The following is a 25,814-nucleotide window of genomic DNA, read 5'->3' as shown; positions in this document are numbered from 1 at the left end:
ATGATGTCCATGTGGTTAACGACGTCCCACGCCGACATTCGGCGGAACAGCGCCATGCCGATGATGCACCACACCAGGCTTTCAAGCGGGAGGCGGCGCTTGCGGATGGTCGAGACACCTGCGGCTTCAAAAGCCTGCTTCACAATGTCCGGATCAAGCAAAGCACCTAGTCCTTCAAGGGCATTTGGCCTTGAGGCCATTTCGTGAGTGAGGGACAGTGCTTTTGCTAGGCGCATAAAAAATCCGATGCTCGTTTCCAAGCATCGGATTTTGCGGCCTACGGGCTAAAGCTTAAAGTGTCAGTCTTAACTGACTGGCATTACCCCGAGGGGCCCTTTTTCCTGTTGCGAGTCAGTCGCTTAGACGCCCGAAGCCTTGGCAGCGGCAACGTCCTTGATCGACAGCTTGATACGGCCGCGGTTGTCCACGTCCAGTACCAGCACCTCGACTTCCTGACCTTCCTTCAGCACGTCGGTCACTTTCTCTACGCGAGCGTCGCTCAGCATCGAGATGTGCACCAGGCCGTCCTTGCCAGGCAGGATGTTGACGAAGGCGCCGAAGTCGACGATACGCTCGACCTTGCCGACGTAGATCTTGCCGATCTCGGCTTCGGCGGTGATGCCCAGGATGCGCTGCTTGGCAGCATCCGCAGCTTCCTTGGTCTCGCCGAAGATCTTGATCGAGCCGTCGTCTTCGATGTCGATCGAAGCTTTGGTCTCTTCGCAGATGGCGCGAATGGTGGCGCCGCCTTTGCCGATGACGTCACGGATCTTGTCGGTGTCGATCTTCATCGCGATCATGGTCGGGGCGTTGGCCGACAGCTCGGTACGCGACTCGCCAATGATCTGGTTCATCTGGCCGAGGATGTTCAGGCGCGCTTCCAGGGCCTGGCCCAGGGCGATTTCCATGATCTCTTCGGTGATGCCGTTGATCTTGATGTCCATCTGCAGTGCGGTAACGCCTTTGGCGGTACCCGCTACCTTGAAGTCCATGTCGCCGAGGTGGTCTTCGTCACCGAGGATGTCGGTCAGGACGGCGAACTTCTCGCCTTCCTTGACCAGGCCCATGGCGATACCGGCAACTGGCGCCTTCATCGGTACACCAGCGTCCATCAGTGCCAGGGAAGCACCGCAGACCGAAGCCATGGAGCTGGAACCGTTGGATTCGGTGATTTCCGAAACCACGCGGATGGTGTACGGGAACACGTCAGCGGCTGGCAGCATGGCCTGGACCGAACGACGGGCCAGACGGCCGTGGCCGATTTCGCGGCGGCCGGCACCACCCATGCGACCACACTCGCCTACCGAGAACGGTGGGAAGTTGTAGTGCAGCATGAACGGGTCTTTCTTCTCGCCTTCGAGGGTGTCCAGCAGCTGGGCGTCACGCGCAGTACCCAGGGTCGCAACGACCAGGGCCTGGGTTTCGCCACGGGTGAACAGCGCCGAGCCGTGGGTCTTCGGCAGCACGCCGACTTCGATGTTCAGCGGGCGAACGGTCTTGGTGTCGCGGCCGTCGATACGTGGCTTACCGTTGACGATGTTCTCGCGAACGGTGCGGTATTCGATTTCGCCGAAGATGTCTTTGACTTCACCAGCCGAAGGTTGGCCTTCTTCACCGGAGAACTTGGCAACCGCCTGGTCGCGCAGCTCGCCCAGGCGCGCGTAGCGGTCGGCCTTGACGGTGATGGTGTAGCCCTGCGAAACAGCTTCGCCGAATTCAGCGCGGATGGCGTTGAACAGTTCGGTGTTGGCAACGGCCGGTTTCCAGTCCCAGGTTGGCTTGGCAGCTTCTGCAGCCAGCTCTTTGACAGCCTGGATAACAGCCTGGAACTCGTCGTGGGCGAACAGTACGGCGCCCAGCATCTGGTCTTCGGTCAGCTCTTGAGCTTCCGATTCAACCATCAGTACGGCATCGGAAGTACCGGCAACGACCATGTCCAGGCTCGAGGCAGCCAGTTGCTCGTAGGTCGGGTTCAGCAGGTAGCCGGTGCTTTCGTGGAAGGCAACGCGGGCAGCGCCGATCGGGCCTTCGAACGGAATGCCGGAGATCGCCAGGGCAGCCGAGGTACCGATCATCGCAGCGATGTCCGGATCGGTCTTCTTGCTGGTGGAAACCACGGTGCAGACAACCTGCACTTCGTTCATGAAACCTTCTGGGAACAGCGGACGGATCGGACGGTCGATCAGGCGCGAGGTCAGCGTCTCTTTCTCGGAAGGACGGCCTTCACGCTTGAAGAAGCCACCCGGGATCTTGCCGGCGGCGTAGGTCTTTTCCTGGTAGTGGACCGACAGCGGGAAGAAACCCTTGCCTGGATCGGCCTGCTTGGCACCGACCACGGTTACCAGCACGGTGACGTCGTTGTCGACGGTCACCAGCACGGCGCCGGTTGCCTGACGGGCGATACGGCCCGTTTCGAGAGTAACGGTCGATTGACCGAACTGGAATTTCTTGATTACCGGGTTCACGGTTTCCTACCTTTTTCAGTGGCTCTGGGGGAACTGGTTTCTTGCGAATTCTTGGGCAGAACGGGGAATCGGCCCCATTGACCGTCCAGATACAACACGAGGTTGGGAGCCTGGTTGCTGCGCGGTAAAACCGCTCAGCAAAATCAGGCTGCCAACCTCGGAGATACGCGTGGCGTGTCCGACGGCGACGCTGCAAAGCAGCATAGCCGAAGCTTGCGACACGCCATGCACACCACTGACCAGGCCGCTATTAGCGACGCAGGCCCAGGCGAGCGATCAGCGCGCTGTAACGAGTGGTGTCTTTACCCTTCAGGTAGTCCAGCAGCTTACGACGCTGGTTAACCATACGGATCAGGCCACGACGGGAGTGGTGGTCTTTGCCGTTGGCCTTGAAGTGGCCTTGCAGCTTGTTGATGTTGGCGGTCAGCAGAGCAACCTGCACTTCCGGGCTACCGGTGTCGCCGGCGGCTTGCTGGTAGTCGGCAACGATTTGAGCTTTTTCTGCAACGTCGAGGGCCATGAGCCATCTCCTGATAAACGGATCCCGCGAGCGGGGTCCAATAGGCCAGGGACAAATCCCTGTATTAATAAAAAGAGGCGTGACCGTGCCTACTGACAGCCACCCTCGATCCACCGGTTTCAGCCAAGGCCTCGGCCGGTGGTTTCGGTCATTCCGACCGAATCAGTCGACGCGGCGCAATGCGCCCGTCTTCGCTCACTTCACCGATACCGATGAAGCGGCCATTGTGATCCTGTACACGGACCATGCCGAACTGAGGTGCATCCGGGGCACGCACTGCCTGGCCATGCAGCCAGTAGAAAGCGCTGTGCTCGGAGAGGCACACCAACGGCCAGTCCTGCAGCCCGCTGTCGGACGGCATCAGGAAGCGATCGAGCGCTTCGTTGCCACCTTCGGCATGGGCCTGCTCGAGTTCCTCGAGGGTTACCGTCTGGGCCAGGGCAAAGGGCCCGGCCTGGGTACGGCGCAGCTCGGCTACATAAGCGCCGCAGCCCAGGGCCTCGCCGATATCCTCCACCAGGGTGCGGATATAGGTGCCTTTGCTGCAGCCTACCGACAACCGTGCACGGGTGCCTTCGCACTCGAGCAACTCCAAGCGGCCAATAGTAACAGAACGCGCCTCGCGCTCCACTACCTCTCCTGCACGCGCCAGTTTGTACAGCGGCTGGCCGTCGCGCTTGAGCGCAGAGTACATCGGCGGTACTTGAAGGATTTCACCGCGAAAACGCGGGATCACAGCTTCGATATCGGCGCGACCAACGGTCACCTCGCGGGTCTGCAGGACTTCGCCTTCAGCGTCTGCGGTGGTGGTAGTCTGCCCCATCTGCATGACTGTTTCGTAGCCCTTGTCGGAATCGAGCAGGTACTGCGAAAACTTGGTCGCCTCACCAAAGCACAGCGGCAGCACGCCGGTTGCCAATGGGTCGAGGCTGCCGGTGTGGCCGGCCTTCTCGGCATTGAGCAGCCAGCGGACTTTCTGCAGCGCAGCATTGGAGGTGAAGCCCAGCGGCTTGTCGAGCAGGATGATGCCGCTGACATTGCGGCGGATACGTTTGACCTGGGCCACTGCTTACTCCTTGGCGTCCGGCTCGTCGGCATCCTTGTGCAGGCGGTCTTCGGCCACTGCACGCTCGATCAGCGCCGACAGGTGGACACCGCGGCTGACACTTTCATCGAAGTGGAAGTGCAACTGCGGCACGCTGCGCAGCTGCATCGAGCGGCCCAGGTGCAGGCGCAGGAAGCTGGCGGCGCTGTTCAGGGCCTTGAGCGACTGCTGCACGGCGTCTGGCGTTTCTTCGCCCATGACGGTGATGAAGACCTTGGCATGGCCCAGGTCGCGGCTGACATCCACGGCTGTGATGGTCACCAGACCGACGCGTGGGTCCTTGACTTCACGGCGGATCAGATCGGCCAGCTCGCGCTGCATCTGATCGCCGATACGTTGGGTACGGCTGTATTCTTTGGCCATTCTTGCTACCTGTAACTTAAAGCGGCAAACGCCCGGTGAGGCTGAAGCCTGACCGGGCGCTACCTACTGAGGCGCTGCCCACCGCCCTGCGGCGGGGGCTGGCGCCCTGCTCCCCCTTAAAGGGTACGAGCAACCTGGACTTTCTCGAAGACTTCGATCTTGTCGCCGACCTTGACGTCGTTGTAGCTCTTGACGCCAATACCGCACTCCATGCCCGAACGCACTTCGGAAGCGTCGTCCTTGAAGCGACGCAGCGATTCCAGCTCGCCTTCGAAGATCACAACGTCGTCGCGCAGTACGCGGATCGGACGGTTGCGGTACACGGTACCTTCGATGACCATACAGCCAGCGATGGCGCCGAACTTCGGCGAACGGAACACGTCACGGACTTCTGCAACGCCCAGGATGTTCTCGCGAACATCGCTGCCGAGCATGCCGGTCAGGGCTTTCTTGACGTCTTCGATGATGTCGTAGATCACGTTGTAGTAACGCATATCCAGACCTTCCTGCTCGACGATCTTGCGCGCGCCGGCATCGGCACGCACGTTGAAGCCGAACAGTACTGCATTCGAAGCCAGTGCCAGGTTGGCGTCGCTTTCGGTGATACCACCGACGCCGCCGCCAATGACACGTACCTGAACTTCGTCGTTGCCCAGACCGCCCAGCGAGCCCTGCAGTGCTTCCAGGGAACCGCGCACGTCGGTCTTGAGGACGATGTTGAGGGTCTTCTTCTCTTCCTGACCCATGGTCTCGAAGATGTTTTCCAGCTTGCCGGCGTGAGCACGGGCCAGCTTGACCTCGCGGTACTTGCCTTGACGGAACAGGGCAACTTCGCGGGCCTTCTTCTCGTCGGCAACCACGGACAGCTCGTCACCGGCTTCCGGGGTACCGTCCAGGCCGAGAATCTCGACCGGGATCGACGGGCCGGCTTCCTTCACAGGCTTGCCGTTCTCGTCGAGCATGGCACGCACGCGGCCATAGTTGGAACCGCACAGGACCATGTCGCCCTGACGCAGGGTGCCGTCCTGAACCAGGATGGTCGCCACCGGGCCACGGCCCTTGTCCAGGCGCGATTCGACCACGACGCCACGACCTGGAGCGGTCGGGGTGGCGGTCAGCTCGAGGATCTCGGCCTGCAGCAGGACGGCTTCAAGCAGTTCGTCGACACCGGTACCCATCTTCGCCGAAACCTTGACGAATGGAGTGTCACCACCCCAGTCCTCGGAGGTCACGCCTTCGACGGCCAGTTCGTTGCGGATGCGATCGAGGTCGGCACCCGGCTTGTCGATCTTGTTCACTGCAACCACCAGCGGAACGCCAGCTGCCTTGGCATGCTGAACGGCTTCGCGGGTCTGCGGCATCACGCCGTCGTCCGCCGCCACCACCAGGATGACGATGTCGGTCGCCTTGGCACCACGAGCACGCATCTGAGTGAACGCAGCGTGGCCTGGGGTATCGAGGAAGGTGACCATGCCGCGGTCGGTTTCCACGTGGTAGGCACCGATGTGCTGGGTAATACCACCAGCTTCGCCAGCAGCAACCTTGGCACGACGGATGTAGTCGAGCAGCGAAGTCTTACCATGGTCAACGTGACCCATGACGGTAACGACCGGCGCACGCGACTCGGTCTGACCTTCGAACTTCAGCGATTCGGCCAGGGAATCTTCCAGGGCGGTATCGCTGACCAGCGTGACCTTGTGGCCCAGCTCTTCAGCGATCAGCTGAGCGGTTTCCTGGTCGAGCACCTGGTTGATGGTAACCGGGGTCCCCATCTTGAACATGAACTTGACCACTTCGGCGCCCTTGACGGACATCTGGTTTGCAAGTTCCGAGACGGTGATGGTCTCGCCGATGGTCACGTCACGAATGACTGGGCCAGTCGGGTTCTGGAAGCCGTGCTGGTTACGCTTCTTCAGCTTGCTCTTGCCACCACGGCCACGACGAGCGCCATCGCTCTCTTCGTCGGTGGTACGCGGAGCGGCACGAGGCGTCGGAGCCTTTTCCTTCTCCTTGACCTTGACCTTGATCGACACGCGCGGCGCTTCGCCACGACGCTCGCCACCACGACGGTCTTCGTCACGGGTGCGGCCTTCGTTGCGACGGGCTTCGTCCTTCTTGCGCTCGGCAGCACGGGCTGCGGCGTCTTCGGACGCTGGTACGTCGGCGACTACCGGGGCTGGAGCGGCGGCAGGCGCTGGCTCGGCCTTGGCAGCAGGTGCCGGGGCTGGCGCAGCGGCAGCGGCGTCGGCCGCCTGACGGCGAGCCTGCTCTTCGTTGCGCTGGCGAACTTCGGCCTCGACCTTGTCGCGAGCGGCATTTTCAGCCGCGCGGCGCTCATCCAGCTCACGCTTCTGCTCAGCCTGGACTTCTTCCGGGCTGCGCTGAACGAAAACTTTCTTCTTGCGTACTTCTACGCTGATGCTCTTGCTACCGGCGACACGCAGGGTGCTGGTGGTCTTGCGCTGCAAGGTAATCTTGCGCGGCTCTTCCGCCTTGCTCTTGTGGCTGCTCTTCAAATGGGTCAGCAGAGTCTGCTTCTCATTGTCGGTCACTACCTGACCGGCGTCGGTGTGCGGCAGACCTGCCTCACGCATCTGCTGCAGCAGGCGCTCTACCGGTGCCTCGACCTCTTGGGCCAGTTCTTTCACCGTGACTTGCGTCATGCACTTCTCTCCTCAGGCCGCGCCTAATTACTCGAACCAGTGGGCTCGGGCGGCCATGATCAACTTGCCGGCACGCTCTTCGTCGATGCCGTCGATGTCGAGCAGGTCGTCAATCGACTGCTCGGCCAGGTCTTCGCGGTTAACCACGCCGCGCACCGCCAGTTCCGCTGCCAGGTCCTTGTCCATGCCCTCAAGGGAGAGCAGGTCGTCGGACGGATGGGCGTCTGCCAGTTTTTCTTCGGTAGCGATGGCCTTGGTCAACAAACGGTCCTTGGCACGAGCGCGCAGCTCATTGACGATATCTTCGTCAAAGCCATCGATGTTGAGCATTTCTTCCAACGGTACGTAGGCAATTTCTTCGAGGCTGGTGAAGCCTTCGTCGACCAGCACTTGGGCCAGCTCCTCGTCGACTTCCAGCTCTTCGATGAAATTGCGCAGGATGTCGCCGGTTTCAGCCTGTTGCTTGGCCTGGATGTCCTTCTCGGTCATCACGTTCAGGGTCCAGCCGGTCAGCTGACTGGCCAGGCGAACGTTCTGACCACCACGGCCAATGGCTTGCGCCAGGTTGTCTTCGGCAACGGCAATGTCCATTGCATGGGCATCTTCATCAACGATGATCGCCGCGACTTCAGCCGGCGACATGGCGTTGATGACGAATTGCGCCGGGTTCTCGTCCCACAGGACGATATCCACACGCTCACCACCCAGCTCGCCGGATACGGCCTGGACGCGCGAACCGCGCATGCCGATGCAGGCACCTTGCGGGTCGATGCGCTTGTCCTTGGAGCGGACGGCGATCTTGGCACGCGATCCCGGATCACGGGAAGCAGCCATGACTTCGATGAGGCCTTCGGCGATTTCCGGCACTTCGATGCGGAACAGTTCGATCAGCATCTGCGGCGCGGTGCGCGACAGGATCAGCTGAGGACCGCGGTTCTCGGTGCGGATTTCCTTGAGCAGCGCACGCAGGCGCACGCCAACACGGAAAGTCTCACGTGGAATGATGTCTTCGCGGGCCAGCAGGGCCTCGGCGTTGTTACCCAGGTCAACGATGACGTTGTCGCGGGTGACCTTCTTGACGGTGCCGGAGATGATCTCGTTGACCCGCTCGCGGTAGGCGTCGACCACCTGGGCGCGCTCGGCTTCACGGACCTTCTGCACGATGACCTGCTTGGCGGTCTGCGCGGCGATACGGCCGAACTCGATGGACTCGATCTTTTCTTCGATCACGTCACCGACTTTAGCTTCCGGGTGAGTGTCCTTGATCTTGTCCAGCCAGGTTTCGATCGCCGGGTCGTCCAGGTCGTTCTCGTCGACCACGGTCCAGCGACGGAAAGTCTCATAGCTACCGGTGTGGCGGTTGATTTCCACACGCAGGTCGACTTCGTCCTCAAAACGTTTTTTGGTTGCAGTAGCCAGGGCCACTTCCAGCGCTTCGAAAATGACGCCGGGCGGTACACCTTTTTCGTTGGATACCGATTCAACAACCAGCAGTACTTCTTTGCTCATCGTACGCCTCGCCTTGCGCAAGCCATTGGGCCCGGATAGTCCGCCGGGCCCGGCACGTCTCAGTCAAAACTGGGAATAATATTGGCCTTGTCGATCGAGTCGATCGGCAGCAGGAACTCTTGGTTGTCCACCTGGACCACCACGTCCTGATCCTCCACACCGCGGAGAAGGCCCTGGAAGTTACGACGACCCTCGAAGGGTGAACGCAGCTTGATCTTCACTTGTTCGCCGGCATGCGAGGCAAACTGTTCCAGAGTGAACAGTGGGCGATCCATGCCTGGAGAGGAGACCTCAAGGGTATATTCGCTGCTGATCGGATCTTCCACATCGAGGATCGCGCTGGCCTGACGGCTGACCGCTTCGCAGTCGTCCACCAGGATGCCGCCGTCCTTGTCGATATAGATGCGCAGTACCGAATGCTTACCCTGGGATACGAATTCGATCCCCCAGCACTGATAGCCCAGACCCTCGACCACCGGGGCCAACAAGGCCTGCAACTGTTCTAGCTTGCTCGACACCTGAACCCCCTCGTGCATGCTGTGCAAATAAAAAATGGGCGAAGCGCCCATCCCTGAAAGCGCCGTAGGACTACGACGCCGTAAATTTTGTTCGGCTAGCAAAAAGCCCCTGAAAAGGGGCTCCGCTGAAGCTGGTTGCGGGGGCTGGATTTGAACCAACGACCTTCGGGTTATGAGCCCGACGAGCTACCAAGCTGCTCCACCCCGCGACAAAGCTGGGGCGAAAGTATAAGACTTAACCTGCTTATGGGTCAAACCCAAACCTTCACCTGCAAGAAAGCCCGCTAAAGCGGGCTCTCAAGCTTCAATTGGTACCGAGAAGGGGACTCGAACCCCTACACCCTATGGGCACAACCACCTCAAGGTTGCGTGTCTACCAATTCCACCACCTCGGCAATACTACATTTGAAACCCGTTACTTCTGCTCTTCGGCTGGAGGAGGAACATCACCTTTAGGGGCGGTGTCGCTCTTCTGTTCCTGGAGCACCGGTACATCATCATTAACTGCCGGTTTCTGCGGCTCTTTCACTTCTAGCACCGCTGGATCTGGAAGACCTGCTTGGCTAAGCTGGTGAGCTTGTTGCTTCGCGAAGTATCCTAACCCAAGTGCTGTCAAAAAGAAAGTGGCAGCGAGTATAGCAGTCAATTTACTCAGGAAGGTAGCAGAACCTTGGCTTCCGAACACAGTGTTTGAGGCACCTGCGCCGAAAGATGCACCTGCTTCCGCACCTTTACCCTGTTGAAGCAGAACCAGCACTACAAGCGACAGCGCTGCCAACAGATGAAAAACAACGATAACTGTTTCCAGCATTTGCTCAGTTTCCTGCGGCGCGACAAATTGCACCGAATTCGTCTGCGTTCAGGGACGCTCCACCAATGAGCCCCCCATCGATATCCGGCATGCCGAACAGTTCGGCCGCATTGGCCGCCTTCACGCTGCCGCCGTAGAGAAGCTGCACGTTTGCGGCAACTTCGGCGTCTTCGGCCGCCAACTGGGCACGGATGGCTGCATGCACATCCTGAGCTTGCTGAGGCGAAGCCGTCAAACCTGTGCCAATGGCCCAAACCGGCTCATAGGCGATTACTGCATTGGCGAAAGCCTTAACACCGAACGCGTCGATGATACTGCTTAGTTGACCCCCGACAACTTCGAGGGTCTTGCCTGCCTCACGCTCTTCAAGAGTTTCCCCTACGCAGAGCACCGGCATTAAACCACTAAGTTGAGCGGCTGCAAACTTCTCTTTCAGCACTTCTTCACTTTCGCCGATGATCTGGCGACGCTCGGAATGGCCAATCAAGACCAACTTGCAACCTGCTTCAACCAACTGACTCGGTGCAACTTCACCGGTCAGCGCGCCCTGTTCGGGCTTTACCGCAGAATTCTGTGCTCCGACAGTGATTCCCTTGCCCTGCAGCCCATCAACCACTTGATTGATGAACAGCACCGGCGGAAACACCGCGACTTCGACACCAGTTGGCACCGGCATATTGCCCAGGCCCAGGATCAGCTCAGCGACGCTGGCGCGGGTACCGTGCATCTTCCAGTTACCAGCTACCATAGGGCGACGCATGCTTTACCTCGTCGGTCAAAGTGGGCGCAGATCTTACCCAACCCGATCTGCGCTGGCAAGCCTCTTTCAGGCACAAACTTCTGCGACCAGCTTGGCCAGGGCTTCGGCATGGCCACGCACCTGGTTTTCGTCGTCACCTTCGACCATCACCCGCACCAAAGGCTCGGTACCGGACTTGCGCAGCAGCACACGCCCTCGCCCAGCCATGGCCTCGGTGACCTTGGCACTGGCTTCCTTGACCGCAGGATGCTCCAGAGGGTCGACCTTGCCTGCACCAAAACGCACGTTGATCAACACCTGAGGGCATTTGCGCAGGGCCTGGCGCGCCTGTGCCAGGGTCTCGCCTCGGCGCTTCAGCGCCATCAGCACCTGCAGCGCGGCGATGATCGCATCACCGGTGGTGGTGTGGTTGCAGCACACCACGTGCCCGGAGTTCTCACCACCGAGCAACCAGTCACGCTCCAGCAGTTCGGCCATGACGTAGCGATCGCCGACCTTGGCCCGCACGAACGGAATATCCAGTTCCTTGAGCGCAAGCTCCAGGCCCAGGTTGCTCATCAGCGTTCCGACCACGCCGCCCTGCAACTTGCCACGCTCGTGCAAGTCGCGCGCAATGATGAACAGCAGTTCGTCGCCATCAACGATGGCACCCGTATGGTCGACCATCAAGACCCGGTCACCGTCGCCATCGAAGGCAATACCCAGGTCGGCATGACCCACCAGCACGGCAGCCTGCAACGACTCGATATGGGTCGAACCGCAGCCCTCGTTGATATTCAGGCCGTCCGGTTGCGCATGCAGCACGGTCACGTCGGCACCGAGTTCGCGGAATACGCTCGGGGCAACCTTGTAAGTGGCACCGTGGGCGCAGTCGACCACCAGCTTGAGGCCGTCGAAGCTAGTGCTGCTCGGCACGCTGCTCTTGCAGAACTCGATATAGCGACCAGCGGCGTCGTTGATACGGGAAACCTTGCCAAGCTTGCTCGACTCGACCACGGTCATTGGCTGATCGAGCAACTCTTCGATCATCAGTTCGACTTCGTCGGGCAGCTTGGTGCCCTGCCCGGAGAAGAACTTGATGCCGTTATCGTCATGCGGGTTGTGCGAGGCACTGATGACGATGCCCGCTTCAGCATGGAAGGTGCGGGTCAGGTAGGCGATGGCCGGTGTCGGCATCGGCCCGAGCAGCATCACGTCAGCACCGGCTGCAGACAAACCGGCTTCGAGCGCGGACTCGAACATGTAACCGGAAATACGCGTGTCCTTGCCCACCAGCACACGGCAATTGCCTTGCTTGCGGAAGGCCATGCCAGCCGCCCAGCCCAGCTTCAGCATGAAGTCCGGCGTGATCGGGTATTCGCCGACGCGGCCACGGATGCCGTCGGTACCAAAGTATTTTCTGCTCATAGGGACTCCAATGTTCTTATTCGGCGTTCTGCACCGCGGCAATCATGCGCACCACATCGACGGTTTCGGCCACATCATGGACGCGCAGGATGCTGGCCCCTTTGGTCATGGCCAGAGCCGCCAACGCGAGGCTGCCGTACAGTCGCTCACCAACCGGACGATCCAGCGTCAGGCCGATCATGCTCTTGCGCGAAACGCCCACCAGCAGCGGGCGCCCGAGGCGATAGAGCGCTTCCATGTGCTTGAACAGGCTGAGGTTGTGCGCCAATGTCTTGGCGAAACCGAAGCCTGGATCAAGAATGATTCGTTCAGCGGGGATGCCTGCCGCTGCGCAGGCGGCCATCCGCTGTTCAAGATAGCGCGTTACGTCGACGGTCACATCTTCGTAATGCGGGTCGTCCTGCATGTTCCCAGGCTCGCCGCGCATATGCATCAGGCAGACCGGCAAACCGGTGTCCGCCGCCGCATCCAGGGCACCATCACGCTCCAGGGCACGCACGTCGTTGATCAGCCCGGCACCAAGGCGTGCCGACTCACGAATGACCGCAGGCGTTGAGGTATCGACCGAAATGACCACGTCGAAGCGACTATTGATAGCCTCGACCATCGGCGCCACGCGCTCGATCTCTTCGGTGACCGAAACCGCACGCGCGCCGGGGCGGGTCGACTCGCCACCGATATCGATCAGCGTGGCACCTGCCGCGATCATCGCCTCGGCATGGCGCAACGCCTCGTCGCGCTGGCTGAAGCGTCCACCATCGGAGAAGGAATCGGGTGTGATATTGAGAATACCCATGACATGGGTACGGGAAAGATCAAGAACCCGGTTGCCGCAAGGCAACCGGGTCGGGTACTGCACTGAGCTCATAGATGCCCTTAGTGTTGAGCTGCCGGGCCGCCGATCGGCGATTCCGGGCGATCATTCTGGGCAGCCGGGGTGCCCGAATCCTTGTCATCGTCCCAATCACGGGGTTCGCGCGGAGTACGGCCAGCCATGATGTCGTCGATCTGATCGGCATCGATGGTCTCGTACTTCATCAGGGCTTCGGTCATTGCCTCGAGCTTGTCGCGGTTGTCGATCAGCAACTGCTTGGCAGTGGCATAGCACTGGTCGATGATGCTGCGCACTTCAGAGTCGATCAGCTTGGCAGTCTCACCGGAAACGCTGGCGTGCTGGCTGCCAGCGCTACGACCGAGGAACACCTCGCCCTCCTCTTCTGCGTACATCAGCGGGCCGAGTTTTTCCGACAGGCCCCACTTGGTCACCATGTTGCGAGCGATCTGGCTGGCTCGCATGATGTCGTTGGAAGCACCGGTGGTGACGCCATCGAAGCCCAAGGTCATTTCCTCGGCGATACGGCCGCCGTACAGCGAGCAGATCTGACTGATCAGCGCGCGCTTGGACAGGCTGTAGCGGTCTTCTTCCGGCAGGAACATGGTCACACCCAGGGCACGACCACGGGGAATGATCGAAACCTTGTAGACCGGATCATGCTCAGGCACCAGGCGACCTACAATCGCGTGCCCAGCCTCGTGATAGGCGGTGTTTCTCTTTTCCTTCTCGGACATGACCATGGTCTTGCGCTCGGCGCCCATCATGATCTTGTCCTTGGCCAGTTCGAACTCTTTCATTTCGACCAGGCGCTTGTTGGAGCGGGCGGCGAACAGCGAAGCCTCGTTGACCAGGTTGGCCAGGTCGGCACCGGAGAAGCCTGGGGTACCACGGGCAATGACCGCCGGGTTGACGTTCTCGCCGACCGGCACCTTGCGCATGTGCACCTTGAGGATCTGCTCACGACCACGGATATCCGGCAGACCGACCACGACCTGACGGTCGAAGCGACCAGGGCGCAGCAGCGCAGGGTCGAGCACGTCCGGGCGGTTGGTAGCGGCAATGACGATGATGCCATCGTTCATTTCGAAGCCGTCCATCTCCACCAGCAACTGGTTGAGGGTCTGCTCGCGCTCGTCGTGACCACCGCCCATGCCGGCGCCACGATGGCGACCCACGGCGTCGATCTCGTCGATGAAGATGATGCAAGGCGCGTGCTTCTTGGCCTGCTCGAACATGTCACGAACGCGGCTGGCACCCACACCGACGAACATCTCGACGAAGTCGGAACCGGAAATGGTGAAGAACGGCACCTTGGCTTCACCGGCAATGGCCTTGGCCAGCAAAGTCTTACCAGTACCGGGTGGGCCGACCATCAGCACACCGCGCGGGATACGACCACCCAGGCGCTGGAACTTGCCCGGGTCACGCAAGAATTCGACCAGCTCGCCAACCTCTTCCTTGGCCTCGTCGCAACCGGCGACGTCAGCCAGGGTAGTCTTGACCTGGTCTTCGGACAGCAGGCGAGCCTTGCTCTTGCCAAAGCTCATCGGCCCGCCCTTGCCGCCTGCACCACCTTGCATCTGGCGCATGAAGAACATGAACACGGCGATGATCACCAGGATCGGGAAGCTCGCCACCAGCAACTGAGTCCAGATGCTCTGCTGCTCAGGCTGCTTGCCTTCGACGACCACGTGGTTGTCGACCAGATCGCCGATCAGGCCATTGTCGGTGATGGCCGGACGCACGGTCTTGAAGTTGTCACCGTCGGCGCGCTTGCCGGTAATGATGTAGCCGTCGACGGTCACACGCTCGACCTTGCCATCCTTGACCTGCTGGATGAAGTCGGAATAGTTGAGGGTCTGCGGCTCGTTAGGGCTGGAGAAGTTGTTCATCACTGTCACCAGGACAGCTGCGATGATCAACCACAGGATCAGATTCTTTGCCATGTCGTTCAATTCGCTACCCTCTGAGGCCGGCGCACGACGCAGCCGTGCCTCGCATGATATTCATCGCCCTAACTTACTACATTACCTACGCATCCGCAGGCACCGTCTGTAACCCTTTGTGAAACCTAGACTACACGAAGTTCGGACGATCCAGACGGAGCGGCCGATTGGAAATAACTATCAGCCACCCCGCAACACGCCTCATGCCCCCTTGAAACCCCTGCCAAGCAGGTACTGCTCACGGGAACGGTCCCGCGAAGACGACGGTTTACGCATCTGTACCTTGTCGAACTTGCTACGCACGTCCTTGAGGTACATGTCGAAACCTTCGCCCTGGAAGATCTTGATCAGGAAGTCCCCGCCCGGCTTGAGCACGCGGGTCGCCAGATCCAGGGCCAGCTCGCAGAGGAACATGGCTCGCGGCATATCCACCGCAGGCGTACCACTCATATTGGGGGCCATGTCGGAAATCACAAGGTCTACATGCGAATCACCGACCGCCTGCAGGATCTGCTGCAGCACTTCATCCTGGGTGAAGTCGCCCTGAATGAAAGTCACGTCAGGGATCGAGTCCATTTCCAGGATGTCGGAAGCGATCAGGCGACCCTGACCACCAATCAGACGACTGGTCACCTGCGACCAGCCTCCAGGGGCCGCGCCGAGGTCGATCACGCTCATGCCGGGGCGGATCAGGCGGTCTTTCTCCTGGATCTCCAGCAGTTTGTAGCTCGCACGCGAACGATAGCCATCCTTCTGTGCCTGTTTGACAAAAGGATCGTTGAAATGCTCTCGCAGCCAGTTTGCGCTGCTTTTGGAACGTTGTACCACGGGGCACCTCGATGATATGCGTCGTGATTGACTGGGCGGAGCCGGTGGCCCTCGGGTAAAATGCCGGTCAATTTTACAGAATCAGACGGAAAGGGTCAGATTATGCCGCTCAATAACGAGCAGAAGAAGCAATACAAGTCCATTGGTCATGACCTGAAGCCGGTCCTGATCGTTGCTGGCAACGGTTTGAACGAAGGCGTAATCGCCGAATTGGAGCGTGCGCTGGTCGATCACGAACTGATCAAGGTCGAAATTCGCTCGGAAGATCGCGAAGAGCGCGCCGCTGTCATTGCCGAACTGTGCAAGGCCGGCCGCGCCGAACTGGTACAGACCATCGGCAAGAAGGCGCTGATCTATCGCAAGAATCCGCAGCCGAACAAGCAGCTGTCCAACATCCACCGTTACAAGTGACGGTGGCTCCGCTCAGTGGCGCGCCTGGCGCGCCCTGACCGGGACCGGTTGGGCCACCAGCACGATGCCGGAGAAGCCCAACACGAGAAAACAGAACATCTGCCAGCGCTCGCCGACCGAGATGCCGTAGCGCAAGGTGTAATACCCCACGCAGGCCGCAAAGCCCAACAACAGCATCTGGCCGCGAAACTGCCGCCACCAGGCCGCCAGGCCGTCTACCTTCGCCAGCACCGCCAGCTGGGTCAACAAGCCAAGCAACGCCACGCCGATCAACCAGCGATCGATCTGCCCGGCGACGTCCTGCACCAGCAAGGGTGCAAGGCCACTGACTTTCAGCGCTGGCACCAATCCCACATGGAACACCCACAAGCCACCGACCCAGAAAACCTGGGCCAGTTGCCAGAGGATCCCCTCGAGGGATGGCGCCCGCAGGCGCCGGTCAGATGTGTTTGACTTCGACAATCTCGTACTCGACCGTACCGCTTGGTGTCTTCACCACCACGGTGTCACCTTCTTCCTTGCCAATGATGGCACGGGCGATCGGTGCACTGCTCGACAGTTTGCCTTGTTTCACGTCGGCTTCATCTTCGCCAACGATCTGGTAGGTCACTTCGTCATCGGTCTCGGTATTTGCCAGCACCACGGTGGTGCCGAAAATCACCTTGCCGGTGTGGGCAATGGTGGTGACGTCGATCACCACCGAGTTCTGCAGACGGCCTTCGATATCGCGGATGCGCGCCTCGACCATGCCCTGCTCTTCACGGGCGGCATGGTATTCGGCGTTTTCCTTGAGGTCGCCCAGCTCACGCGCTTCGCCAATGGCTTGGCTCAGGCGCGGGCGCTCGGTCTTGCTCAGGAAAGTCAGCTCCTCTTCCAGGGCGCGAGCGCCCTGGACAGTCATCGGGTACTTGGTCATGCTCATGCTTTGAGTCCTGCATGCAGATCCTGCAGGCGACGAACAGTCTTCTCGGGACCGAATTTCAGCGCCTCGCAGATGGCTTCACCAGCCGCAATGGTAGTGGTGCAGTAGATCTTGTGCTGCAGCGCATTGCGACGAATCGAGTAGGAATCGGCGATCGACTGGCGGCCTTCGGTGGTGTTGATGATCAGCGACACTTCGTCGTTCTTGATCATGTCGACCACGTGCGGACGACCTTCGGTCACCTTGTTCACACGGCGCACTTTCAGGCCAGCCGCTTCGATGACCTTGGCAGTACCTGCCGTTGCAACCACTTCGAAGCCCAGGGCGATCAGGTCGCGGGCAACGCCAGCCACTTGTGGCTTGTCGTCGTCACGCACGCTGATGAACGCGGTACCGCCGGTCGGCAGCACTTCGCTGGCACCCATCTGGGCCTTGGCGAACGCTTCACCGAAGCTGTCACCGACGCCCATGACTTCACCGGTCGATTTCATCTCAGGGCCGAGGATCGGGTCAACCCCTGGGAACTTGGCGAACGGGAAGACGGCTTCCTTGACGCTGTAGAAGTTCGGGATGATTTCCTGAGTGAAGCCCAGCTCTTTCAGGGTTTTGCCAGCCATCACGCGGGCAGCGATCATGGCCAGGGAGGTGCCGATGCACTTGGACACGAACGGTACGGTACGCGAAGCACGCGGGTTGACTTCGATCACGTAGATCTTGTCGCCCTGCAGGGCCAGCTGCACGTTCATCAGGCCGACAACGCCCAGCTCCAGGGCCATTTTCTTGACCTGTACGCGGACTTCGTCCTGCACTTCCTTGCTCAGCGAGTACGGTGGCAGCGAGCACGCGGAGTCACCGGAGTGAACACCGGCCTGCTCGATGTGCTGCATGATCGCGCCGATCACCACGTCGGTGCCGTCGCAAACCGCATCCACGTCCATCTCGATGGCGCAGTTGAGGAAGTGGTCGAGCAGTACCGGGCTGTCGTTGGACACTTGTACGGCTTCACGCAGGTAGCGCTTGAGCTCGTCCAGCTCGTAGACGATCTCCATGGCACGACCGCCCAGTACGTAGGACGGGCGCACGACCAGCGGGTAACCGATGCCACCAGCAGCGCGGATGGCTTCTTCTTCGCTGCGCACGGTAGCGTTTGGCGGCTGCAGCAGGTTCAGGCGCTGAACCATTTGCTGGAAGCGCTCACGGTCTTCGGCACGGTCAATGGCGTCCGGGCTGGTACCGATGATCGGTACGCCGGCCTCTTCCAGGGCGCGAGCCAGTTTCAGCGGGGTCTGGCCGCCGTAGTGAACGATGACGCCCTTCGGCTTCTCGACGCGGCAGACTTCCAGCACGTCTTCCAGGGTCAGTGGCTCGAAGTACAGGCGGTCGGAGGTGTCGTAGTCGGTGGAGACGGTTTCCGGGTTGCAGTTGACCATGATGGTCTCGTAACCGTCTTCACGCAGCGCCAGTGCCGCGTGTACGCAGCAGTAGTCGAACTCGATGCCTTGGCCGATACGGTTCGGGCCGCCACCCAGGATCATGATCTTGTCGCGGGTCGACGGGTTGGCCTCGCACTCTTCCTCATAGGTCGAGTACAGGTAGGCGGTGTCGGTGGCGAACTCGGCGGCGCAGGTGTCGACGCGCTTGTACACCGGGAACACTTCCAGCTTGTGGCGGTGACGGCGCAGGTTCTTGTCGGTGATGCCGAGCAGCTTGGCCAGGCGCTGGTCCGAGAAGCCCTTGCGCTTGAGGCGCAGCATGTAGTCCTTGTCGATCGACGACAGGGCCAGGGTCTTGACCTTCTCTTCTTCCTTGATCAGATCTTCCATCTGCACCAGGAACCACATGTCGATGCCGGTCAGTGCGAAGATTTCTTCACAGGTCATGCCCGAACGCATGGCGTCGGCGACGTACCAGATACGCTCTGCACCCGGCACGGTCAGTTCGCGCTTGAGGATGGCGGCAGCGTCAGGGCTGGCCAGGTCGACTTTCGGATCGAGGCCGCAGGCACCGACTTCCAGGCCGCGCAGGGCTTTCTGCAGGGATTCCTGGAAGGTACGGCCGATGGCCATGACTTCACCCACGGATTTCATCTGGGTGGTCAGGCGGGCGTCGGCTTTCGGGAATTTCTCGAAGGCGAAGCGTGGCAGCTTGGTCACGACGTAGTCGATCGACGGCTCGAAGGACGCCGGGGTGCGACCGCCGGTGATATCGTTCTGCAGTTCGTCGAGGGTGTAACCGATGGCCAGCTTGGCGGCGATCTTGGCGATCGGGAAGCCGGTGGCCTTGGACGCCAGGGCCGACGAACGCGAAACGCGCGGGTTCATTTCGATCACGACCATGCGGCCGGTGTTCGGGCAGATACCGAACTGCACGTTGGAACCACCGGTTTCGACGCCAATTTCACGCAGCACCGCCAGCGAGGCGTTGCGCATGATCTGGTATTCCTTGTCGGTCAGGGTCTGTGCCGGAGCCACGGTGATCGAGTCACCGGTGTGCACGCCCATCGGGTCGAAGTTCTCGATGGAGCAGACGATGATGCAGTTGTCCTTCTTGTCACGGACCACCTCCATCTCGTATTCCTTCCAGCCGATCAGCGATTCGTCGATCAGCAGTTCCTTGGTCGGCGACAGGTCCAGACCACGGGTGCAGATTTCTTCGAATTCTTCACGGTTGTAGGCGATACCGCCGCCAGTGCCACCCATGGTGAACGACGGACGGATGATGCACGGGAAGCCAAGCTTCTCGAGGACCGCATTGGCCTCTTCCATGCTGTGGGCGATACCGGAGCGCGGGCACTCCAGGCCGATGTCCTTCATCGCCTTGTCGAAGCGCGAACGATCTTCGGCCTTGTCGATGGTGTCGGCGTTGGCACCGATCATCTCTACGCCGAACTTCTCCAGAACGCCGTGGCGCTCCAGGTCCAGGGCGCAGTTCAGTGCAGTCTGGCCACCCATGGTCGGCAGTACCGCGTCCGGGCGCTCTTTCTCGATGATCTTGGCCACCGACTGCCACTTGATCGGCTCGATGTAGGTGGCATCGGCCATGGCCGGGTCGGTCATGATGGTGGCTGGGTTGGAGTTCACCAGGATGACGCGGAAACCTTCCTCGCGCAGGGCCTTGCAGGCCTGGGCGCCGGAATAGTCGAATTCGCAGGCCTGGCCGATCACGATCGGGCCAGCGCCGAGAATCAGGATGCTTTTGATGTCTGTACGTTTTGGCATGGTTGTCACTCAAATCCGCGGGTCAGTCGGCAAGCCGTCTTGAACAATCTGGGTCAGGCGCTTCCGGGCGCGGCGCAAGCCGGCCCGGGGCCTTGATGCAGGATGCTCAGCGGCGCTTGGCCATGGCATCGGTGAAACGATCGAACAGTGGCGCGACGTCGGTCGGGCCTGGGCTCGCTTCAGGGTGGCCCTGGAAGCTGAACGCGCTCTTGTCGGTGCGCTCGATACCCTGCAGGGTGCCGTCGAACAGCGACTTGTGGATGGCGCGGACGTTGCCCGGCAGGGTGGCTTCGTCAACGGCGAAACCGTGGTTCTGGCTGGTGATCATGACCACGCCGGTATCCAGGTCCTGGACCGGGTGGTTGGCACCGTGGTGACCGTGACCCATCTTCACGGTCTTGGCGCCGGAAGCCAGGGCCAGCAGCTGGTGGCCGAGGCAGATGCCGAATACCGGAATCTCGGTTTCGAGGATTTCCTTGATCGCCTGGATCGCGTAGTCGCATGGCTCCGGATCACCAGGGCCGTTGGACAGGAACACACCGTCCGGATTCAGTGCCAGCACTTCGCTGGCCGGGGTCTGGGCAGGCACCACGGTCACGCGGCAGCCGCGGGCGACCAGCATGCGCAGGATGTTCAGCTTGACGCCGTAGTCGAAGGCGACCACGTGGTACGGCAGGTCGGCAGCGTCGATGGTCGGGTGGCTGTCGGTTTTCAGCTCCCACACGCTGGAGCGCCACTCGTAGCGTTCCTTGGTGGAAACGACCTTGGCCAGGTCCATGCCCTTCAGGCCTGGGAAGCCGCGGGCAGCAGCGATGGCGGCTTCTTCGCTGATGTTGTCACCCGCCAGGATGCACCCGTTCTGAGCGCCTTTTTCGCGGAGAATACGGGTCAGGCGACGGGTGTCGATGCCGGCGATGGCGACGACATTGTTGGCCTTGAGGTACTCAGGCAGCGACTGGGTGTTACGCCAGTTGCTGGCCAGCAGCGGCAGGTCACGGATGACCAGGCCAGCGGACCAGACACGGTTCGACTCGGCGTCTTCCGGCGTGGTGCCGGTGTTGCCGATGTGCGGGTAGGTCAGGGTAACGATTTGCTGCGCGTAGGAAGGGTCTGTAAGGATTTCCTGGTAGCCGGTCATAGCGGTGTTGAATACCACCTCACCAACGGTCTGACCGTCGGCACCGATGGCTTCACCGCGGAAAATACTGCCGTCGGCAAGGGCGAGTATGGCTGGCTTTGTCAAGAAGACCTCCCGTAAATCAAGCATGAAAGGGCGATCGCAGGTTGCAAAAAAGCGGAGTGACGTATGGACACGTCACCCCGCTTTTATGTGCTGAATTCAATTCGCTGCGCGCTTTTAGTGGACACACTAAAGCTGTAGCTTACAGAAAAGTGCGTTTTCGGTCTACCGCATATGTGTCTCTAAAACACATGATTGCGACAGAGGGCGCAGCGACCCGAACTGATCAGCGCAGCTCGAGCACGTCCTGCATGTCATACAGGCCCGGCTCGCGCCCATCCAGCCACAGCGCCGCACGCACCGCGCCCTTGGCGAAGGTCATGCGGCTGGAGGCTTTGTGGGTGATTTCCAGGCGCTCACCTTCAGCGGCGAACAGCACGGTGTGATCACCGACCACATCGCCGGCACGCACGGTGGCGAAGCCGATGGTCTTGCGATCACGCGCGCCGGTCTGGCCTTCACGGCCATACACTGCCACTTCCTGCAGATCACGCCCCAACGCATTGGCAACCACTTCACCCATGCGCAGCGCGGTACCCGACGGCGCATCGACCTTGTGCCGGTGGTGCGCCTCGATGATCTCGATGTCGACATCATCACCCAATACCCGCGCAGCCATGTCCAGCAGCTTGAGGCTGAGGTTGACGCCGACACTGAAATTGGCGGCGAACACGATCGGGATTTCCTTGCCCGCTTCGGCGAGCAATTGCTTCTCCTCGACGGTGAAACCGGTGGTACCGATGATCATTGCCTTGCCGTGCTTGCGGCAGAACGCCAGGTTCTTCAGCGTCACCGAAGGGTGAGTAAAGTCGATCAGCACGTCGAACTCATCGGCAACCTTGGCCAGGTCATCGGACAGCAGTACGCCGATACGGCCCAGCGCTGCCAACTCACCCGCATCGGCCCCGACCAGCGAGCTGTCCGGACGATCGATCGCCGCTGTCAGTCCCGCACCTGGGGTTTGCTGAACGGCTTCGATGAGGGTCTTGCCCATCCGCCCCGCCGCGCCCATCACTGCAATACGTCGCATAGCCATTTTCCTTGTCAGAGATCGCCGAAGAAGCGCTTCACGCCATCGAACCAGCCACTGGCCTTGGGCGAGTTGTCGCCTTCCAGCGAGCTGCGCAGCTCTTCGAGCAGTTCGCGCTGACGACGGGTCAGGTTGACCGGGGTCTCTACCGCCACGCGGCACAGCAGGTCACCGGCACCACCACCGCGCACCGGGGCAACGCCCTTGCCACGCAAGCGGAACTGCTTGCCGGTCTGGGTGCCTTCCGGAATTTTCAGCTTCACGCGACCATCGAGGGTCGGCACTTCCAGCTCGCCACCCAGGGCGGCATCGGTGTAGCTGATCGGCACTTCGCAGTACAGATGCTTGCCATCACGCTGGAATATCTCGTGCTCGCGCACGTTGATCACAACGTACAGATCGCCGGTCGGCCCACCATGGGTGCCCGCCTCGCCCTCGCCGGACAGACGGATGCGGTCGCCAGTATCGACGCCCGCCGGCACCTTGACCGACAGGGTCTTGTATTCCTCGACACGGCCTTCGCCATGGCAGGAGGTGCACGGGTCGGTGATGATCTTGCCCTGGCCGTGGCAGCGTGGGCAGGTCTGCTGCACCGAGAAGAAGCCTTGCTGCATGCGCACCTGGCCGATACCGCCGCAGGTCGGGCAGGTCGACGGGGTCGAGCCCTTCTTGGCGCCGGAGCCGTCGCACGGCTTACAGTTCACCAGCGTTGGCACACGGATGCTGACCGTGGTGCCACGCACCGCTTCTTCCAGGTTCAGTTCCAGGGTGTAGCGCAGGTCGCTGCCGCGCTGGGCACCGCCACGTCCGCCACCGCGACCGCCACCGAAGAAGTCGCTGAAAACATCGCCGAAGATGTCGGAGAAGTTGGCGCCGCCGAAGCCGGCACCGCCGCCACCCATGCTCGGGTCGACGCCGGCATGGCCGTACTGGTCGAACGCCGCGCGCTTGCTGGCATCGGACAGTACTTCGTAGGCCTCGTTGGCCTCCTTGAACTTGTCTTCCGACTCTTTATCGCCCGGGTTGCGGTCCGGGTGGTATTTCATCGCCAGGCGGCGGTAGGCCTTCTTGAGGTCAGCTTCGCTGGCGCCGCGCTCGACACCCAGGACCTCATAATAATCACGCTTGGACATAGGTCATTTGCACCTTGTGGGGCGTCCGGCATCTGCGCCGCGCCATCAGCACCTGCCCGCACACCACGAATGGCCCGGACAAATGCTGTAAAAAATCTCGAATTCCAGATACGCCAACGCGGGAGCAAGCCCCCGCGCGGCGACATCCTACCAGTTCACCGGCACAAGCCGGTGAACTGGTCGACAGCATGCAACGATTACTTCTTGTCGTCGCCTTTCACTTCTTCGAACTCGGCGTCAACCACGTCATCGTGCTTGGCTTCCGGCTCTGCCTGCTGCGCGCCACCTTGAGGCTGTTCGGCCTGCTGCTCGGCGTACATCTTCTGAGCAACTGGAGCCGACACCTTGGACAGCTCTTCGACCTTGGCGTCGATGGCAGCCTTGTCGTCGCCTTTGACAGCGGCTTCCAGGGCAACCACGGCGGCTTCGATAGCGGTCTTCTCTTCAGCAGTGACCTTGTCACCTGCGTCAACGACCATCTTGCGAGTCGAGTGCACCAGCGCGTCACCCTGGTTACGGGCAGCGGCCAGCTCTTCGAACTTGCGGTCTTCCTCGGCGTTGGCCTCGGCGTCACGCACCATGCGCTCGATTTCTTCGTCGGACAGGCCCGAGTTGGCCTTGATCACGATCGACTGAGCCTTGCCGGTGGCCTTGTCTTTGGCGCCGACATGCAGGATGCCGTTGGCGTCGATGTCGAAGGTCACTTCGATCTGTGGCACGCCACGTGGCGCTGGCGGAATGTCAGCCAGGTCGAACTTGCCCAGCGACTTGTTCTGCGCAGCCTGCTTACGCTCACCCTGCAGCACGTGAATGGTCACGGCGCCCTGGTTGTCGTCGGCAGTCGAGAACACCTGCGACTTCTTGGTCGGGATGGTGGTGTTCTTCTCGATCAGCGCGGTCATCACGCCACCCATGGTTTCGATACCCAGGGTCAGCGGGCTGACGTCCAGCAGCAGTACGTCTTTCACGTCACCGGCCAGTACGGCGCCCTGGATGGCAGCACCCATGGCCACGGCTTCGTCCGGGTTGACGTCCTTGCGCGCTTCTTTACCGAAGAAGTCGGCAACGGCCTTCTGCACCATCGGCATACGGGTCTGGCCACCGACCAGGATCACGTCGTCGATCTTGCTGGCGTCGATGCCGGCGTCTTTCAGGGCGATGCGGCAAGGTTCGATGGTACGGTTGACCAGGTCTTCGACCAGCGACTCCAGCTTGGCGCGGGAGATCTTCACGTTCAGGTGCTTCGGACCGGTAGCATCTGCAGTGATGTACGGCAGGTTGACGTCGGTCGACTGTGCCGAAGACAGCTCGATCTTGGCCTTTTCAGCCGCTTCTTTCAGACGCTGCAGGGCCAGTGGATCGTTCTTCAGGTCCATGCCGGACTCTTTCTTGAACTCGTCCACGAGGTAGTCGATCAGGCGCATGTCGAAGTCTTCGCCACCCAGGAAGGTGTCGCCGTTGGTGGCCAGTACTTCGAACTGGTGCTCACCGTCGACTTCGGCGATTTCGATGACCGAAACGTCGAAGGTACCACCACCCAGGTCATAAACGATGACGGTGTGGTCGCCCTTGGCCTTGTCCATGCCGTACGCCAGTGCAGCAGCGGTCGGCTCGTTGATGATGCGCTTGACGTCCAGACCGGCGATGCGGCCGGCGTCCTTGGTAGCCTGGCGCTGGCTGTCGTTGAAGTAGGCCGGAACGGTGATGACCGCTTCGGTCACGGCCTCGCCGAGGTAGTCTTCGGCGGTCTTCTTCATTTTTTTCAGAACTTCGGCGCTGATCTGTGGTGGCGCCATGTCCTTGCCGCTGGCCTGTACCCAAGCGTCGCCGTTACCGCCTTTGACGATCTTGTATGGCACCAGCTTGATGTCTTTCTGCACGACGTCTTCTTCGAAGCGGCGGCCGATCAGGCGCTTCACTGCGAACAGGGTGTTGTGCGGGTTGGTGACAGCCTGACGCTTGGCCGACTGACCTACCAGGATTTCGCCGTCATTGGCGTAGGCCACGATCGAAGGGGTAGTACGCGCGCCTTCGGCGTTTTCGATGACCTTGACGTTACCGTTTTCCAGAATGGAGACGCACGAGTTGGTGGTCCCCAGGTCGATACCGATGATTTTGCCCATGTTTACT

General features: G+C 60.8%; 22 protein-coding genes and 2 tRNA genes. 1 reads left to right on the top strand and 23 read right to left on the bottom strand.

Features of this window, described 5'->3' with window-relative positions; all coding sequences use genetic code 11:
- The 16 genes from N430_RS26400 to rlmE all read right to left on the bottom strand — a co-directional run.
- On the bottom strand, positions 1-260 hold a 260-nt coding region (locus tag N430_RS26400; protein WP_256592136.1), incomplete at its 3' end, for a transposase domain-containing protein.
- 99 nt (positions 261-359) lie between these two features.
- A complete protein-coding gene (pnp, locus tag N430_RS26395) occupies positions 360-2,465 on the bottom strand; it encodes a polyribonucleotide nucleotidyltransferase (RefSeq protein WP_110639653.1) in 2,106 nt (701 codons plus the stop codon).
- A gap of 250 nt (positions 2,466-2,715) precedes the next feature.
- On the bottom strand, positions 2,716-2,985 hold the full coding sequence (rpsO, locus tag N430_RS26385; protein WP_060509346.1) for a 30S ribosomal protein S15: 270 nt from the start codon (positions 2,983-2,985) through the stop codon (positions 2,716-2,718).
- A gap of 148 nt (positions 2,986-3,133) precedes the next feature.
- Positions 3,134-4,051 (bottom strand): tRNA pseudouridine(55) synthase TruB, encoded by a 918-nt coding sequence (truB, locus tag N430_RS26380; protein ID WP_110639654.1) that lies wholly within the window; start codon positions 4,049-4,051, stop codon positions 3,134-3,136.
- Between the two features lie 3 nt (positions 4,052-4,054).
- Positions 4,055-4,453 carry a 30S ribosome-binding factor RbfA gene (rbfA, locus tag N430_RS26375; RefSeq protein WP_110639655.1) on the bottom strand — a complete coding sequence of 133 codons (399 nt, stop codon included), beginning with the start codon at positions 4,451-4,453 and terminating at the stop codon, positions 4,055-4,057.
- A 116-nt stretch (positions 4,454-4,569) separates the two neighbouring features.
- Entirely contained in the window at positions 4,570-7,116 is a 2,547-nt protein-coding gene (gene infB / locus N430_RS26370; protein ID WP_110639656.1) for a translation initiation factor IF-2, read from the bottom strand.
- A 27-nt stretch (positions 7,117-7,143) separates the two neighbouring features.
- On the bottom strand, positions 7,144-8,625 hold the full coding sequence (nusA, locus tag N430_RS26365) for a transcription termination factor NusA (protein ID WP_110639657.1): 1,482 nt from the start codon (positions 8,623-8,625) through the stop codon (positions 7,144-7,146).
- Between the two features lie 59 nt (positions 8,626-8,684).
- Positions 8,685-9,143, bottom strand: a complete 459-nt coding sequence (gene rimP, locus N430_RS26360; protein WP_158288805.1) for a ribosome maturation factor RimP — start codon at positions 9,141-9,143, stop codon at positions 8,685-8,687.
- 132 nt (positions 9,144-9,275) lie between these two features.
- A tRNA-Met gene (locus N430_RS26355) sits at positions 9,276-9,352 on the bottom strand.
- A gap of 100 nt (positions 9,353-9,452) precedes the next feature.
- Positions 9,453-9,538: transfer RNA gene (locus tag N430_RS26350), tRNA-Leu, on the bottom strand.
- A gap of 20 nt (positions 9,539-9,558) precedes the next feature.
- Positions 9,559-9,954: a preprotein translocase subunit SecG gene (secG, locus tag N430_RS26345; protein ID WP_110639658.1), complete on the bottom strand. Its 396-nt coding sequence runs from the start codon at positions 9,952-9,954 to the stop codon at positions 9,559-9,561.
- A 4-nt stretch (positions 9,955-9,958) separates the two neighbouring features.
- Positions 9,959-10,714, bottom strand: coding sequence for a triose-phosphate isomerase (gene tpiA, locus N430_RS26340; RefSeq protein WP_110639659.1), 756 nt, complete (start codon positions 10,712-10,714; stop codon positions 9,959-9,961).
- A gap of 66 nt (positions 10,715-10,780) precedes the next feature.
- Positions 10,781-12,121 (bottom strand): phosphoglucosamine mutase, encoded by a 1,341-nt coding sequence (glmM, locus tag N430_RS26335; protein ID WP_110639660.1) that lies wholly within the window; start codon positions 12,119-12,121, stop codon positions 10,781-10,783.
- A gap of 16 nt (positions 12,122-12,137) precedes the next feature.
- Positions 12,138-12,989, bottom strand: a complete 852-nt coding sequence (gene folP / locus N430_RS26330; RefSeq protein ID WP_110639661.1) for a dihydropteroate synthase — start codon at positions 12,987-12,989, stop codon at positions 12,138-12,140.
- A gap of 8 nt (positions 12,990-12,997) precedes the next feature.
- On the bottom strand, positions 12,998-14,902 hold the full coding sequence (gene ftsH / locus N430_RS26325; RefSeq protein WP_110639662.1) for an ATP-dependent zinc metalloprotease FtsH: 1,905 nt from the start codon (positions 14,900-14,902) through the stop codon (positions 12,998-13,000).
- 201 nt (positions 14,903-15,103) lie between these two features.
- Positions 15,104-15,730 carry a 23S rRNA (uridine(2552)-2'-O)-methyltransferase RlmE gene (rlmE, locus tag N430_RS26320; RefSeq protein ID WP_054885642.1) on the bottom strand — a complete coding sequence of 209 codons (627 nt, stop codon included), beginning with the start codon at positions 15,728-15,730 and terminating at the stop codon, positions 15,104-15,106.
- Positions 15,731-15,832: 102 nt separating this feature from the next.
- Between rlmE and yhbY the strand changes: the two genes are divergently transcribed.
- On the top strand, positions 15,833-16,141 hold the full coding sequence (gene yhbY / locus N430_RS26315) for a ribosome assembly RNA-binding protein YhbY (RefSeq protein WP_027917692.1): 309 nt from the start codon (positions 15,833-15,835) through the stop codon (positions 16,139-16,141).
- A 12-nt stretch (positions 16,142-16,153) separates the two neighbouring features.
- On the opposite strand, the gene N430_RS26310 is transcribed toward yhbY, so the two are convergent.
- From N430_RS26310 to dnaK, 7 genes are all read right to left on the bottom strand, one after another.
- Complete coding sequence (locus N430_RS26310; RefSeq protein ID WP_110639663.1) at positions 16,154-16,603, bottom strand: MFS transporter; 450 nt, start codon at positions 16,601-16,603, stop codon at positions 16,154-16,156.
- Complete coding sequence (greA, locus tag N430_RS26305) at positions 16,581-17,063, bottom strand: transcription elongation factor GreA (protein WP_177326679.1); 483 nt, start codon at positions 17,061-17,063, stop codon at positions 16,581-16,583. Before greA ends, N430_RS26310 begins: the two co-directional genes overlap by 23 nt.
- The gene (carB, locus tag N430_RS26300) at positions 17,060-20,281 is read right to left on the bottom strand and encodes a carbamoyl-phosphate synthase large subunit (protein WP_110639664.1); all 3,222 of its coding nucleotides are present in this window, start codon (positions 20,279-20,281) and stop codon (positions 17,060-17,062) included. The genes greA and carB overlap by 4 nt, the downstream gene beginning before the upstream one ends.
- 106 nt (positions 20,282-20,387) lie before the next feature.
- Positions 20,388-21,524, bottom strand: a complete 1,137-nt coding sequence (gene carA / locus N430_RS26295) for a glutamine-hydrolyzing carbamoyl-phosphate synthase small subunit (protein WP_003249935.1) — start codon at positions 21,522-21,524, stop codon at positions 20,388-20,390.
- A 223-nt stretch (positions 21,525-21,747) separates the two neighbouring features.
- Positions 21,748-22,551 (bottom strand): 4-hydroxy-tetrahydrodipicolinate reductase, encoded by an 804-nt coding sequence (dapB, locus tag N430_RS26290; protein ID WP_110639665.1) that lies wholly within the window; start codon positions 22,549-22,551, stop codon positions 21,748-21,750.
- 14 nt (positions 22,552-22,565) lie between these two features.
- Positions 22,566-23,684 (bottom strand): molecular chaperone DnaJ, encoded by a 1,119-nt coding sequence (gene dnaJ, locus N430_RS26285; protein ID WP_110639666.1) that lies wholly within the window; start codon positions 23,682-23,684, stop codon positions 22,566-22,568.
- A 197-nt stretch (positions 23,685-23,881) separates the two neighbouring features.
- Positions 23,882-25,807 carry a molecular chaperone DnaK gene (dnaK, locus tag N430_RS26280; RefSeq protein ID WP_110639667.1) on the bottom strand — a complete coding sequence of 642 codons (1,926 nt, stop codon included), beginning with the start codon at positions 25,805-25,807 and terminating at the stop codon, positions 23,882-23,884.
- Between the last annotated feature and the right edge of the window lie 7 nt (positions 25,808-25,814).

Origin of the sequence: Pseudomonas sp. CC120222-01a, from assembly GCF_003097235.1 — a bacterium.
GTDB lineage: Bacteria > Pseudomonadota > Gammaproteobacteria > Pseudomonadales > Pseudomonadaceae > Aquipseudomonas.
Note: the sequence above shows the minus strand (reverse complement) of the source record. Positions and strands in the feature narration are given on the sequence as shown.

Bases quoted from the DNA above. Each gene is read 5' to 3' on its own strand.
- rpsO (WP_060509346.1), bottom strand. From the start codon at position 2,985: ATGGCCCTCGACGTTGCAGAAAAAGCTCAAATCGTTGCCGACTACCAG.
- rbfA (WP_110639655.1), bottom strand. From the start codon at position 4,453: ATGGCCAAAGAATACAGCCGTACCCAACGTATCGGCGATCAGATGCAG.
- infB (WP_110639656.1), bottom strand. From the start codon at position 7,116: ATGACGCAAGTCACGGTGAAAGAACTGGCCCAAGAGGTCGAGGCACCG.
- nusA (WP_110639657.1), bottom strand. From the start codon at position 8,625: ATGAGCAAAGAAGTACTGCTGGTTGTTGAATCGGTATCCAACGAAAAA.
- secG (WP_110639658.1), bottom strand. From the start codon at position 9,954: ATGCTGGAAACAGTTATCGTTGTTTTTCATCTGTTGGCAGCGCTGTCG.
- tpiA (WP_110639659.1), bottom strand. From the start codon at position 10,714: ATGCGTCGCCCTATGGTAGCTGGTAACTGGAAGATGCACGGTACCCGC.
- glmM (WP_110639660.1), bottom strand. From the start codon at position 12,121: ATGAGCAGAAAATACTTTGGTACCGACGGCATCCGTGGCCGCGTCGGC.
- folP (WP_110639661.1), bottom strand. From the start codon at position 12,989: ATGAGCTCAGTGCAGTACCCGACCCGGTTGCCTTGCGGCAACCGGGTT.
- ftsH (WP_110639662.1), bottom strand. From the start codon at position 14,902: ATGGCAAAGAATCTGATCCTGTGGTTGATCATCGCAGCTGTCCTGGTG.
- yhbY (WP_027917692.1), top strand. From the start codon at position 15,833: ATGCCGCTCAATAACGAGCAGAAGAAGCAATACAAGTCCATTGGTCAT.
- greA (WP_177326679.1), bottom strand. From the start codon at position 17,063: ATGAGCATGACCAAGTACCCGATGACTGTCCAGGGCGCTCGCGCCCTG.
- carB (WP_110639664.1), bottom strand. From the start codon at position 20,281: ATGCCAAAACGTACAGACATCAAAAGCATCCTGATTCTCGGCGCTGGC.
- dapB (WP_110639665.1), bottom strand. From the start codon at position 22,551: ATGCGACGTATTGCAGTGATGGGCGCGGCGGGGCGGATGGGCAAGACC.
- dnaJ (WP_110639666.1), bottom strand. From the start codon at position 23,684: ATGTCCAAGCGTGATTATTATGAGGTCCTGGGTGTCGAGCGCGGCGCC.
- dnaK (WP_110639667.1), bottom strand. From the start codon at position 25,807: ATGGGCAAAATCATCGGTATCGACCTGGGGACCACCAACTCGTGCGTC.